Origin of the sequence: Flavobacterium sp. (assembly GCF_046296355.1) — a bacterium.
GTDB lineage: Bacteria > Bacteroidota > Bacteroidia > Flavobacteriales > Flavobacteriaceae > Flavobacterium.
The window spans coordinates 73734-87176 of sequence record NZ_JBKBLM010000005.1 but is presented as its reverse complement, the minus strand read 5'-3'; the positions used below and the strand labels follow the sequence as shown (position 1 = coordinate 87176).

The following is a 13443-nucleotide window of genomic DNA, read 5'->3' as shown; positions in this document are numbered from 1 at the left end:
TTGCTGATTTTAAAGACATTTTGTGATTAAAAAAGCAATTGCAAATTTAGTTATTAATTGTTTACTACAAAATATTTTTTTCGACTGTGAAAAAACTACATTTTTGAAATTTTATTGGTAAAATCATGCAAGCGCGTTGCTAAGTTTTCATCAGCATTTACCAGCGGCAAACGAACGGTGTTCTCTGATAACCCCAATGATTTAAAGACTTCTTTAATTCCGGCCGGATTGCCTTGCTCGAAAATCATGTCAATTGAATCGGCCAAAAGGTAATGCAATTTATAGGCTTCTTCTACTCTTCTGTTCAAACCTAAATGCACCATTTCTGAAAATTGCTTTGGAAAACCCTCTGCAATTACGGAAATAACACCCGAGCCACCGGCTAAAATCATTGGCAATGTAATCATATCATCTCCTGAAATTACCAGAAAGTCTTTTGGCTTGCCTTGAATCAATTTCATAGCTTGAACAATATCACCTGCCGCTTCTTTGACAGCCACTACATTTTTAAAATCATTGGCCAAACGAATAATCGTTGACGGCAACATATTACTGGCAGTTCTTCCCGGAACATTGTATAAAATAATCGGAAGTGGTGAAGCTTCAGCAATGGCTTTGAAATGTTGGTAAATACCTTCTTGTGTTGGTTTGTTGTAATAAGGTGAAACCGATAATATTGCCACAAAATCAGCAAAATCTCTTGATTTTAATTCGGCCACAACTTCCTGCGTGTTATTGCTTCCAACACCCAAAACCAAGGGCAATCTTCCCTTATTGGCTTCCACGATTGTCTTTATTACCAATTCTTTTTCATCTTTAGACAAAGTTGCGGTTTCAGCAGTGGTTCCAAGAACAACTAAATAATCAATTCCGTTGTCAACTTGGAAGTTAACAATTGATTTTAACGCCTCAACATCTACTGAGAAATCTTTTTTGAATGGGGTAACAAGGGCAACTCCGGTGCCAATTAATGATTGCATTTTAAATTTTATTTAGAATTTTTAAATATTTGAATAGTTCGTCCATAAAGACTTTGTAATTTTCTGCATTGGTATTGATCATAAAGTGATTCAGCCTTTTGTCAATAGAAGCAAAACCGACTTTAAACCCGGCTTTGGATAGATGTGAAACTAATAAAAGTGCCACTTTTTCAGTATCGTAATAATTGATTAGCAAATCAAACGGCTCTTTAATAAAATCTTTAACTTCCTTTTTATCAACCGTTCCGTGCCAACTCAAATCTTTGTGGCTGAAAGTGGGATAATCAAAAACTTCATTCTTTTTGATTTTGTTTTTGAAAACCAAAACTTTAATGTCGTTTTCGGAAATTCCGTTCTTAATTAGCTCTTGAACTAAAGCTTCTCTTTCGTTAAAGTAGGTTTCATCAAAAATAATTCCGACCGTTTTAATCACGCTATCTGAAGCCAAATGTTTGACATTTGATAAACTATTCTTAACAATTTTTTTTGTTGAAAAATCCTTTAAGTAATTTAAAAACATACTACTTTTACTTGAATTACAAAATTACTAAAATTAGCGCCAAAAGCGATGGTAAAACTAAAAAACTATAACGTTGTATTGAAACATTTTGTTTTATTATTAACATTTACTAGCCTTATTTCCTGCGCGGAAAAAAAATACACAGTAACCCGGATTGAAGGCAAAGAAATTGCGATTACCGACAAGAATTCAGAAGTGACTGAAATTGAAAACTTTATCAAACCGTATCGCGATAATATTGACAAAGATTTAAGTTTGGTTTTGGCCAATGCACCGGAAACCATTGACAAATCGGGAGAATGGCAGACGCCAATGGGTAATTTTTTATCCGACATCACTTTTGAGAAATCAAATAACATTTTTCAACTCAGAGAGCAAAAATCAATCGACATTTGTTTGCTTAATCACGGTGGCATCCGAACTATTATTTCAAAAGGCGACGTAACGGCAAGAAATGCTTTTGAAATTATGCCTTTCGAAAACAGTTCGTTTGTTATTGGTTTAAAAGGTGAACAAATCCTGGAAATGGTAAACTATATCATCACTGAAAAGAAACCGCATCCGTTGAAAGGCCTGACATTTACCATTGGAAAAGACAATCAGCCGAAAAATATTGTTGTTAACGGAAAAGCTTTGGATAATAATAAAATCTATTATGTCGTCACTTCAGATTACCTTGTAAATGGCGGAGATAACATGCTTTTCTTTAAAAAAGGCGTTGAAAAATATGACCTAAACTATAAGCTTAGAAATATCATCATTGATTATTTCAAAGAAAATAAAACTATTACAGCCAATAAAGACATCCGAATCAGCAAAGAACCATAAGATGAAAAGAAGAGATTTTATACAAAAAACAGCGGCGAGTTCGGCATTACTTGGACTTGGCGGACTTTCATTGAGTAGTTTCAAGACTTTGAATACCAAACAGCTTACGGTTTTGCACACAAACGATGTCCACAGCTATATTGATCCGTTTCCGGCGAATCATCCTAAGAATCCGAACATGGGCGGCGTTGCCCGTAGAGCGGCATTGATAGAAAGTATCCGCAAAGAAAATCCCAACGTATTATTGCTTGATGCAGGAGATATTTTTCAAGGAACACCCTATTTCAACTATTACGGTGGCGAATTGGAATTTAAGTTGATGAGCATGATGCAATATGATTTGGCGACCATTGGAAACCATGACTTTGACAATGGCATTGAGGGTTTATATGCCCAATTACCTCATGCTAAATTTGAGTTTGTTTCGGCCAATTATGACTTCAAAAACACTATAATGAATGGCCATGTAAAACCTTATAAAGTGATTAACAAAGACGGAATAAAAGTCGGTGTTTTCGGGCTTGGCATAGGTTTAGAAGGTTTGGTGGATAAAAAGAATTACAAAGAAACGGTTTATAATGACCCGTTAACCGTTGCCCAAGATATGTCTCGTATTTTAAAACACGAAAAGAAATGTGATTTGGTCATTTGTCTTTCCCACATTGGCTACAAATACAAAGACGATGCTGAGAAAATTTGTGATACTAAATTGGCGACTTTAACCAAAGACATAGACTTAATCATAGGCGGTCATACCCATACTTTCCTAGACAAACCAACTGTTTTAAAAAATGTTGAAAACAAAGATGTTTTGGTGAACCAAGTTGGTTGTTATGGCATTAATTTAGGCCGAATTGATTTCTACTTCGATGACGACATGTCATTGTCAACTACCGGGAAATCAATTATTGTTTGATTTTTCGGCAATAATTACATACTTATATAAAGAAAAGAAAGCTAAGGTATTGAAAGTCATGGCTAATGGTCTGAACAGTTTTTGAAACTCATTGACCAAAAAGTACTTTTCAATAAAAACGGTAAACTGCAACATCACAAAAAGTAAAACAGAGATCAGTAAAACCGAGTTTTGCTTGTTATCATTCATCACATAACTGGAAAGCGCAATACCGGCAAATAAAGAAATGAGTATATTTTGCAAAATCAATAAGTAAAAACTATTGGCCGGGATTTCATTGGTTTCTATAAATAAATAAAAGAAAATCAACAAAAAAGGTGTCGTGGCAATAATTACCGGGATAAAGTCTTTCACTTTCTGCAGCTTGAAAATAAGATAAATAACCACAATCCTGTGAATGGTAAATATAATTAAGGCATAATAAAGACAAATAGGCGTATTGGGAATAAACAAAATATTAACCACCATTGAAAGCAACAAGACGATAACAAAAGTGGGGTTTTTCTTTTCTGAATTAATTAAATAAATCCCCGTCAACAGCAATGGAATCAATGGTTTCAGCGAACATATAAAAGGTGTATACGCTAAGTATTCTGAAACAATTTCAAAGAAAGCTATAATGAAATAGCCTAAGGTTAATGACTTTAATATGTTGGCTTTTGTAACCATGAAAATCATTTAGGATTATTAAAATTAACACAAAAAATAATACCAAATGATTAAATCACTAAAAAATTAATCTTTTCCTTACTAAGAAATCATTCCTAAAAAGTCATCTTCGGTTATAATCGGGACTTTTAGTTGTTTGGCTTTTTCTAATTTGGCCGGACCCATATTATCACCCGCAACCACAAAATCAGTCTTTGCCGAAATGGAACTACCTACTTTTCCGCCGTTGTCTTCAATGGCTTTTTTCAAATCGTCACGCGAGAATTTTTCAAATACGCCGGAAACTACAAAAGTTTTGCCGGCGAGTTTGATAGTTGCATTCGGATTGTATTTTTCAATAAGTTCTAATTGAACGCCATATTGTTTCAAACGCTCAATGATATGGACATTTTCTTCATTTTCAAAGAATTCGATAAGGCTTTGAGCTATCTTCTCTCCTATTTCATCTACCAAAATCAAATCCATTAAAGATGCATTTTTAATCGCGTCAATCGATTTATAATGTTTGGCTAATTTTTTGGCTACCGTTTCTCCGACATAACGAATTCCAATCGCGTACAAAACTCTTTCAAACGGCACTTCTTTCGATTTTTGAACGCCATTGACTAAATTCTCTGCCGATTTCTGCGCCATGCGTTCCAATGGTAAAATTTGGTCAACCGTGAGTTCGTATAAATCAGCGTAATCTTTTACTAAACCATTATTGAAAAGTAAAGCGACAGTTTCTCCTCCAAGCCCTTCAATATCCATCGCTTTGCGCGAAATGAAATGTTGAATTCTACCGATAATCTGTGGTGGACATCCATAAAAATTGGGACAATAGTGATTGGCTTCACCTTCAATTCTGACTAATTCCGAATGGCATTCTGGACAATGAGATATGTATTGCGTTTTTTCTGAATCCTGATTTCTTTTAGCCAAATTAACCGCAATAATCTTCGGAATAATTTCGCCTCCTTTTTCTACAAAAACGGTATCTCCAATTCTAATGTCGAGCTTTTCAATTTGGTCGGCATTGTGTAAAGAAGCTCTTTTTACAATAGTTCCTGCTAATTGTACCGGCTCCAAATTGGCCACAGGTGTAATCGAACCTGTTCTTCCTACTTGATACGAAATCGAATTTAATTTGGTGGAAACTTGTTCGGCTTTGAATTTATAAGCCATTGCCCAACGCGGAGATTTAGCCGTATAACCCAATTCATCCTGATGTTGGAAACAATTAACCTTAATGACAACGCCATCAGTTTCGTAAGGCAAGTTGTGTCGGTGTTCGTCCCAATAATTGATGTATTCGAAAACTTCTTCTAAACTATTGGCCAATCTGGCTTCTTTCGGGACTTTGAAACCCCAATTTCTCGCAGCTTCTAATCCTTCAAATTGGGTTTTGATATTGAGATTGTTTCCTACTATAAAGTATAACAAACATTCTAATGGTCGCTTGGCTACTTCGCTGCTGTCTTGCAATTTCAAACTTCCGGAAGCCGTGTTTCTTGGATTGGAATAAGGTGTTTCGCCTATTTCAATCAGTTCTTGGTTCATTTTTTCGAAACCTTCAAATGGCAGAATAATTTCGCCGCGAATGTCGAATCTTTCCGGAAAACTTCCTTTTAATTTAAGTGGAATTGATTTTATCGTCTTTATATTATTGGTGACATCATCTCCTTGAAAACCGTCACCTCGAGTTACGGCACGTTTTAATTTTCCATTTTGATAAGTAATGGAAATCGAAGCGCCGTCGTATTTTAATTCGCAAGTGTATTGCAACGGCACATTACCTAATACTTTTTGGATTCGGGTTTCCCAGTCGGTTAAATCTTCTGTAGAATAAGAATTGTCTAAAGAATACATGCGGTAATCGTGCACGACTGTTTGGAAATTCTTGGTAATCGTACCGCCAACTCTTTGTGTTGGAGAGTTTTCGTCGAATAATTCCGGATGCTGATTTTCTAACTCTTGAAGTTGTTTTAATTTTTGGTCAAATTCAAAGTCGGAAATCGTTGGATGGTCTAACACATAATAATTGTGGTTGTGTTGGTTGAGTTCGTCGCGTAAATCCTGAATGATTTTGGGAATATCCATAAAAAGAAATTGGCTATACTAGTTGCAAATTGTGTGCACTAAAATAGCCAATATTTTTGAAAAAGGAATAAACTTTACGACTGAATTATTCCGTTGATTTGCAAGTATAATTGTCCGTCGCTCAAAATAGCACCTTGCGTAATTAAATCGAATATAGAAGTATTTCTTCCGTCTTCATACTCTTTTTTACCTAAATGAATTTCTACCGTATCGGTAAATAAGTTATCACTTAACCATTGCAAGCCTTCTTTTTCCATAAAATTGACTTCCGGGTCTAATGCTTTCAACACTATAGACTGAATTAATTTTTCCTGACAATGAAAAAGGAAAATGTGGTTTTTAGAAAAATGCTCTAAGTATTGCGCATTGGTCAAAACGCCTTCCCAGATTAAATCGGAGAAAACGTCTAATTCTTGTTCGGCTACTTCCGGCTTATCGGCTTTGATTTTGTCCCATTCGCCTTTGTCTATAGATTGTGTGGCTAAGAAGTTACTGAATTCTTGGTGTAGGGCTTCGAATTGTTCTTTGGTTAGTCTTTTGTATTTCATGCTTTTTAAGGTTCTGAGGAACTGAGGATCTAAGGTTCTGAGGTTTTTTCTAGCCCCGATTGCAACGGCATCCTTTTGTCTTGTTGTCAAACAAGGCAAAAGATATAGTGGAAAGCGGGATTAGCTTCAAAAAAAAAATCCCGACTTACATCGGGACTCTTTGTTTTGTATATCGAAATATTATTTCTCAGCTACAATTTCGTATGGCAATTCGATCACTACTTCTCTGTGTAATCTCACAGTTGCAGCATATTTACCTGTACGTTTAACCACACCACTAGTGATGAATTTTCTATCGATTGGTTGACCAGCAGTTTCTAAAGCCGAAGCGATATCGATGTTGGTGATTGAACCGAATAATTTTTCTCCACCTGCTTTTGCAGTGATTTTAATCTCTAAAGCTTTTAATGCTTCAGCTAATTTTTTAGCATCATCAACAATTTTAGCTTCTTTGAAAGCTCTTTGTTTTAAGTTTTCAGCTAAAACTTTTTTGGCAGAAGGTGTTGCTAATTGAGCAAACCCTTGCGGGATTAAGAAATTACGACCGTAACCGTTTTTTACTGTTACTACGTCATCTTTAAATCCTAAATTTTGAACGTCTTGTTTTAAGATCAATTCCATGTTGTTGTCCTTTATTAGAGAAGTTAGGTTTCTGTTACGAAAACCAACAACTATTGTTTAAATATTATTTTAATAAATCGGCCACGTATGGCATTAAAGCTAAGTGACGCGCTCTTTTAACAGCTACAGACACTTTTCTTTGGTATTTTAATGAAGTTCCGGTTAAACGTCTTGGTAAAATTTTACCTTGCTCGTTTACGAATTTCAATAAGAAGTCAGGATCTTTGTAGTCTACATATTTGATACCTGATTTTTTGAAACGACAATACTTTTTAGTTTTGTTGGTTTCAATATTCAATGGAGTAAGATATCTGATATCTCCGTCCTTTTTTCCTGAAGCGGATTGTTGTAAAGTTGCCATAATTACGCTTTTGTTGCTTTTAATTTAGTTCTTCTTCTTTCAGCCCAAGAGATTGCGTGTTTGTCTAAACTTACAGTTAAGAAACGCATAACTCTTTCGTCACGTCTAAACTCAGTTTCAAAAGCGATAAGAGCTTCTCCTGATACTTGGAATTCGAATAAATGGTAAAAACCACTTTTCTTGTTTTGGATTTCGTAAGCTAATTTTTTTAAGCCCCAATCCTCTTTAGATACCATCGTTGCTCCTTTAGCAGTAAGAAAATCTTCAAATTTGCTTACTGTTTCCTTTACCTGAACTTCAGATAAAACGGGATTTAAGATGAAAACAGTTTCGTAATGATTCATAATAAATTTGTTAAATTTTAAATTGGGCGCGAAGTTATAAAATATTTTTCGAAGTACAATCGCAATAGGCCTTAAATCGTCTAAAAGTAAAAAATATCGTTTAAAAGCAAAAATAATCGATAAAATGCTTGGTGGTTCCAAAAAAACTATATACTTTTACATCACCAAATCTATAATAAATAATATTATGAAACTAAATTGTGTTGTTGTCGATGATAGTTCAATCCAAAGGATGATCATTGCAAAGTTAGTAAATAATCACCCAAATCTACATTTAGTAGGTGATTTTTCTAATGCAATTGAAGCAAAAAATTGCATGTCGGTTCACACTGTTGATTTAATCTTTCTCGATATCGAGATGCCGGTTATCAGCGGATTTGATTTTTTAGACGGATTAAAAGTAAAACCCCAAATTATTTTTATTACGTCAAAAGCAGAATACGCTATGAAAGCGTTCGATTATGATGCTACGGATTACCTACAAAAACCGATAGCTTTAGATCGTTTTAATGCTTCTGTTCGAAGAGCGATGGATTTCCATATGCTTAAGAAAGAAAATCAAGAAGAAGAAGGAGAACATATCTTTATTAAGAGTAACCTTAAGAAACTTAAAGTTTATACCAATAAAATTAAGTGGATTGAAGCTTACGGAGATTATGTAAAAGTAGTAACGGAAGAAGACAGTAATCTGGTACTTTCTACCATGAAATCGTTTGAGCAGGATTTATCGAAAGAAAAATTCATCAGAGTTCACAAATCCTACATCATTAATATTGATAAGGTAGAACGTTTCAATAGTAAGTTTGCCGAAATTGGGGTTACTAAAATTCCTTTGAGCCGTAACAAAAAAGAAGATTTGATTAAAGCTTTAGCTATTGCTTAAATTTACTCAATAAAAATCGACATTTACAGTAACCTTTATAGCTCTGTATTGCGATACCACATCAAAACTATTCAGTACTTTCTGGATAGTTTTTTTTGTGCCCTGTAATGGCGTTTCGCTCGGAATTTTAATCATAATAGTCCGAATGTATTCATTTCGAATGCGACTAATCGCCGGTTCTTCCGGACCGAGAACCGGAATCGATAAGTTTTGTTGCAATACTTGGTACAACCACATCGAACCTTCTTTTAATTTATCAAAATCCCGATGCTTCAAAGTAAGCTTTATTAAGCGATAAAACGGCGGATAGTAATAAATCTTACGTTCGTACAATTGCTCCTTATACATGCCTTCATAATCGTTATTCGTTACTTGCTGAATCACATTGTGCAACGGATTATAAGTTTGAATTATCACTTTCCCTCTTTTTTCGCTTCTTCCTGAACGACCCGAAACTTGCGTCATCATTTGGTAACTTCTTTCAAAAGCACGAAAATCGGGATGATACAACATATTATCAGCATTCATGATGCCAACTAATGATACGTTATCAAAGTCTAATCCTTTCGCCAACATTTGGGTTCCGACTAAAACATCTATTTCACGATTCTTAAATCCGTCTATGATTTTTTCAAAACTGTATTTGCCTCGAGTCGTGTCTTGATCCATGCGCTTGATATTCTTATTCGGAAATAATTCGGCTAATTCCAATTCGATTTGTTCGGTTCCAAAACCTTTGGTTTCCAAGTCTACGCTCGAGCAAACATGACAATTCGAAGGCTTGGCCATATTGTAACCACAATAATGACAGCGCAATTGGTTTTTATATTTATGGTAAGTCAAACTCACATCGCATTGCGGACATTGCGGCACGTGACCACACGTCATGCATTCTAAAACCGGTGAAAACCCACGACGGTTTTGGAATAAAATTACTTGTTCGTTATTAGCAAAAGCTTCGGTGATCTCTTCGATTAATGTCAGGCTGAAATGGCCTTTCATTCTTTTTCGGAAATAGTTATCTTTCAAGTCAACCAATTCAATTTCGGGCATTTGGACTTTTCCGTAGCGTTCTTTTAAACTCACCAAACCAAACTTTCCCGATGTCGCATTGTAATAAGTTTCAATACTTGGTGTCGCCGAACCCAATAAAACTTTAGATTGATGGGCATTAGCCAAAACTATAGCCGAATCACGAGCATGATATCTTGGCGCCGGATCTTGTTGCTTGAATGTTGGTTCGTGTTCCTCGTCAATGATGATTAAACCTAAATTAGAAAAAGGCAAAAACAAAGCCGAGCGCGCTCCAATGACAACTTGCGCTTTTTCGGAAGTATTCAAAACTTGGTTCCACACTTCTACTCTTTCGTTATTGCTATATTTCGAATGGAAAACTGCGACTTTGTTGCCAAAATGTTGCGTCAAACGACCCACTAATTGCGTGGTTAAAGCGATTTCGGGTAACAAATACAAAACTTGTTTTCCTTCTGCTATGTAATTTTCTATGAGTTTGGTATAAATTTCTGTTTTGCCGCTAGAAGTTACGCCGTGCAATAAACAAACGTCTTTTTCAAGAAAGACATTTTCAATTTCATTAAAAGATTTTTGTTGTGCTTCGCTCAGAGACAATTCATTCTCAATTTTATTCTTATCAAAATTGACTCTGTCTTCTTGAATATAATACTCTTCAAAAACACCTTTTTCAACCAAAGCTTTTACGATGGCTGTTGAAGTTTGAGCGGTTTCGGTTAATTGCTTGACAGAAATTGGCTTTTGCTCTTGCGCTTGTAATTGGAAATACTGAAGCACTAAATTTTTTCTTTTATCCGATTTTAAACTGTCTAAAAGTGTGATTAAGTTTTCTTCTGCTGAATAATTTTCATGCAAACGAATATAGCGAATGAGTTTGGGTTTGTATTCTTCCTGAATTTCTTCTTCTAACGAAATGATATTTTTATTAATCAATCTTTGAATAACCGGCAAAACCGTTTTCTTGTTGAGGATATCAATGATGTTTTGTACTTTCAACGAACTTTGATGTTGCAACGCTTCGTAAACCAAAAACTCATCGTCTGATAATTCGGTTTCATTGACAACAGTTTCTTTGCGTTGCGAAATAATGGTTTCGCTTTCGAGCAACAAAGCCGAAGGCAAAGCACCGCGATATACATCACCGATATTACACATATAATAGGCCGCAATCCAAAACCACAGGTTGATTTGGAATTCGTTTACGATGGGTTTTTCGTCAAGGATTTGGTGAATTTCTTTCGCTTCGTAAAGCGTTGGTGCGTTTTGGTGTAAGTCGATTACGAGTGCGGTGTAAATTTTGTTTTTGCCAAATGGAACGGCGATTCTCATTCCTTTAGAAATGAAATTATATTCAGTTTCTGAAACCTTGTAAGTAAAGGTTTTAGGCAGAGAAAGCGGAATGATAACTTCAATGAAATAATTCATTTTCAGGGTAATTATTTTTGTCTGATCCAAATTTGCGATCTTCCAAAAAGAGAGATTCCTAAATAGCCTCGAACAATCAATTTATCTTTGCTATGCAAAGTAATTTTGCAACGATAGGTTTTCCCGTTTTTCGGATCGGTGATTTCACCACCATCATAAGTGTCGTCTTTTTTTGTCAATCCTTTGATGATAGTTAATCCTAAAATAGGCTTGTCTTTATTGACTCCTTCACACTTGTTACATTTTCGTTTTCGGTGTTCCGGCTCAAGAATTTCAATGATTTTGCCACATACCTTTCCATTCTCTTCGAAAATTTCAACGACTCCTTTTTTATTTCCTGTTTCGTCATCAATAGTTATCCATCTCCCAAAAATAGTTTGTGAGAAACTGAATTGACAAATCAGTAAGAATCCAAGTAAAACATTTAATTTCATTGTGACTCTAATTCTTTCTGCTTTTCGCGTTTAATGTGATTGATAGATGCGTTTAAATCGAAGCCCAAAAGCAATACCATACAGTTTATCCAAAGGTAAAACATCACAACGAGTAATGTTCCGATGGAACCGTAAAGTTCGTTGTATTTAGAAAATTTCACTACCCAAATCCCAAAGAAATAGGAAGAAATAATAATCAAAATCGTAGTAAATACGGAACCAATAGAAATAAAAGAACGGTTGGCTTCACGCTTAATGCCGAACTTAAACAACAAGGAAGTCGCTGTTAAAATCATTAGAATAACGAAAGCATAACGGCCCATTTCTATTAGTGGAATATTATCCGACAAGACATCTTGAATTTTGGTTTTTTGAATCAAAACCTCAAACACTACAATGGCCGCGACCGTAATAATCAAAAGGAATGAGAGTAATAGAGATAAACCGAGCGACACAAAATACTGTCGGAAGAACTTTCTTTTCATTAAGTTATTGATGTGGTGTGAACTTTCAAAACCGCCTAGAATAGCATTCACGCCATTGGTCATTAACAAAATCGCCATAAAAAAACCGGTAGAAATTAAGCCCGAGTTACTGTTGTGCAAAATATCATCAATAATCACAGCTATGGCATCATAAGTTGTTGGCGGGACGCTTTGCTTTACAAATCCTAAGAAATCTTCTTGAAAACCTTCTATAGGAATATACGGAATGAGATTCAGTATAAAAAGAGCAAAAGGAAACAAGGCCATAAAAAAGCTAAAAGCAATGGCTCCGGCACGATAAGAAATTGCGCCTTCGAAAATTCCAATGAAGTAAATTTCAATTAAATCATAGAGTGACAAACCATGTAACCAAGGTAATTTGATTTTTTGTAACAGTAAAACCAATTGCTTAACAACCGGAATTTTTTTAAGTTTAGCTTCTATCTCAATACTCATTTTAAAAGGCTTTTAGGCTTAAATCCATGTTGTAAACCGAATGCGTCAATGCACCGGAAGAAATATAATCCACGCCGCATTCTGCATACTGACGAATGGTAGTTTCATTGATATTTCCGGAGGATTCGGTTAAGCATTTGTCACCAATAAGTACTACGGCTTTTTCGGTATCTTCAAAGTTAAAATTGTCAATCAAAATGCGGTAAACGCCTTCGTTTTGAAGTATTTCTTCTATTTCGGCTAAATTTCTGGCTTCAACTATAATTTTTAAATCGAGGTTATGGTGTTTTAAAAACTCCTTAGTTTTTGTAATAGCGTGCGTAATCCCACTTGCAAAATCATTATGATTGTCCTTCAACATAATCATATCATACAACGCAAAGCGATGGTTCTCTCCGCCTCCGATTTTTACTGCCCATTTTTCACAAGCTCTGAATCCAGGCGTGGTTTTTCGAGTGTCTAAAATTTTGGTTTTGGTGCCTTCTAAAAGCCGGACATACTTATTGGTTTTGGTTGCAATAGCCGACATTCTTTGCATCGAATTCAGCACCAAACGTTCGGCTTTCAAAATAGACTGCGAACTTCCGGAAACGTGGAAAACAACATCGCCATGTTTTACTGCAGTGCCATCTTCAATAAACACTTCGACTTCTAATGTAGGGTCAACATTTTCGAAAACCATTTTAGCAAATTCCACTCCGGCGATGATTCCGGTGTCTTTGACTAAAAGTTTGGCTTTTCCTGTAGCCGTATCCGGAATACAAGCCAGCGAACTGTAATCGCCCGGACCAATATCTTCGCGAATGCCGTTTTGAATAATACTATCAAGTTCTGTTTGAAACTGTTTTTCTGAAATCATTGG

General features: G+C 35.4%; 15 protein-coding genes. 3 read left to right on the top strand and 12 right to left on the bottom strand.

The features are described from left to right. Positions 1 to 95: 95 nt before the first annotated feature. Positions 96 to 980 (bottom strand): 4-hydroxy-tetrahydrodipicolinate synthase, encoded by an 885-nt coding sequence (dapA, locus tag ACK4HO_RS04475; RefSeq protein WP_409663146.1) that lies wholly within the window; start codon positions 978 to 980, stop codon positions 96 to 98. A gap of 1 nt (position 981) precedes the next feature. Continuing rightward, positions 982 to 1500 (bottom strand): DUF6913 domain-containing protein, encoded by a 519-nt coding sequence (locus ACK4HO_RS04470; RefSeq protein WP_409663143.1) that lies wholly within the window; start codon positions 1498 to 1500, stop codon positions 982 to 984. A 48-nt stretch (positions 1501 to 1548) separates the two neighbouring features. On the opposite strand from ACK4HO_RS04470, the gene ACK4HO_RS04465 reads away from it, so the two are divergent. Together ACK4HO_RS04465 and ACK4HO_RS04460 are read left to right on the top strand one after the other, a co-directional pair. Next, positions 1549 to 2328, top strand: coding sequence for a 5'-nucleotidase C-terminal domain-containing protein (locus ACK4HO_RS04465; protein ID WP_409663141.1), 780 nt, complete (start codon positions 1549 to 1551; stop codon positions 2326 to 2328). 1 nt (position 2329) lies between these two features. Continuing rightward, complete coding sequence (locus ACK4HO_RS04460) at positions 2330 to 3244, top strand: bifunctional metallophosphatase/5'-nucleotidase (RefSeq protein WP_409663139.1); 915 nt, start codon at positions 2330 to 2332, stop codon at positions 3242 to 3244. On the opposite strand, the gene ACK4HO_RS04455 is transcribed toward ACK4HO_RS04460, so the two are convergent. The 6 genes from ACK4HO_RS04455 to rpsF form a co-directional block, all read right to left on the bottom strand. Continuing rightward, a complete protein-coding gene (locus ACK4HO_RS04455; RefSeq protein WP_409663136.1) occupies positions 3230 to 3913 on the bottom strand; it encodes a hypothetical protein in 684 nt (227 codons plus the stop codon). The genes ACK4HO_RS04460 and ACK4HO_RS04455 overlap by 15 nt on opposite strands. Before the next feature lie 81 nt (positions 3914 to 3994). Continuing rightward, entirely contained in the window at positions 3995 to 5992 is a 1998-nt protein-coding gene (gene ligA, locus ACK4HO_RS04450) for an NAD-dependent DNA ligase LigA (RefSeq protein ID WP_409663133.1), read from the bottom strand. Positions 5993 to 6066: 74 nt separating this feature from the next. Beyond that, positions 6067 to 6540: a DUF6495 family protein gene (locus ACK4HO_RS04445; RefSeq protein WP_409663131.1), complete on the bottom strand. Its 474-nt coding sequence runs from the start codon at positions 6538 to 6540 to the stop codon at positions 6067 to 6069. A gap of 180 nt (positions 6541 to 6720) precedes the next feature. Then, on the bottom strand, positions 6721 to 7161 hold the full coding sequence (gene rplI / locus ACK4HO_RS04440) for a 50S ribosomal protein L9 (RefSeq protein ID WP_409663128.1): 441 nt from the start codon (positions 7159 to 7161) through the stop codon (positions 6721 to 6723). A gap of 64 nt (positions 7162 to 7225) precedes the next feature. Beyond that, positions 7226 to 7522, bottom strand: coding sequence for a 30S ribosomal protein S18 (rpsR, locus tag ACK4HO_RS04435; protein ID WP_121313597.1), 297 nt, complete (start codon positions 7520 to 7522; stop codon positions 7226 to 7228). 2 nt (positions 7523 to 7524) lie between these two features. Continuing rightward, positions 7525 to 7866 carry a 30S ribosomal protein S6 gene (gene rpsF, locus ACK4HO_RS04430; protein ID WP_121313596.1) on the bottom strand — a complete coding sequence of 114 codons (342 nt, stop codon included), beginning with the start codon at positions 7864 to 7866 and terminating at the stop codon, positions 7525 to 7527. Between the two features lie 187 nt (positions 7867 to 8053). Here rpsF and ACK4HO_RS04425 point away from each other — a divergent pair, with 187 nt between their 5' ends. Then, complete coding sequence (locus ACK4HO_RS04425) at positions 8054 to 8749, top strand: LytR/AlgR family response regulator transcription factor (RefSeq protein WP_409663123.1); 696 nt, start codon at positions 8054 to 8056, stop codon at positions 8747 to 8749. Between the two features lie 6 nt (positions 8750 to 8755). Here ACK4HO_RS04425 and priA read toward each other — a convergent pair whose 3' ends face one another. Genes priA through nadC form a run of 4 tightly spaced genes read right to left on the bottom strand, consistent with a single transcriptional unit; the run spans position 8756 to position 13440 of the window. Next, positions 8756 to 11206, bottom strand: coding sequence for a primosomal protein N' (priA, locus tag ACK4HO_RS04420; protein ID WP_409663120.1), 2451 nt, complete (start codon positions 11204 to 11206; stop codon positions 8756 to 8758). Positions 11207 to 11217: 11 nt separating this feature from the next. Then, positions 11218 to 11640: a DUF2147 domain-containing protein gene (locus ACK4HO_RS04415; protein WP_409663117.1), complete on the bottom strand. Its 423-nt coding sequence runs from the start codon at positions 11638 to 11640 to the stop codon at positions 11218 to 11220. Continuing rightward, positions 11637 to 12581, bottom strand: a complete 945-nt coding sequence (locus tag ACK4HO_RS04410) for a YihY/virulence factor BrkB family protein (RefSeq protein WP_409663114.1) — start codon at positions 12579 to 12581, stop codon at positions 11637 to 11639. Before ACK4HO_RS04410 ends, ACK4HO_RS04415 begins: the two co-directional genes overlap by 4 nt. Before the next feature lies 1 nt (position 12582). Then, positions 12583 to 13440 (bottom strand): carboxylating nicotinate-nucleotide diphosphorylase, encoded by an 858-nt coding sequence (nadC, locus tag ACK4HO_RS04405; protein ID WP_409663111.1) that lies wholly within the window; start codon positions 13438 to 13440, stop codon positions 12583 to 12585. Positions 13441 to 13443 lie beyond the last annotated feature (3 nt).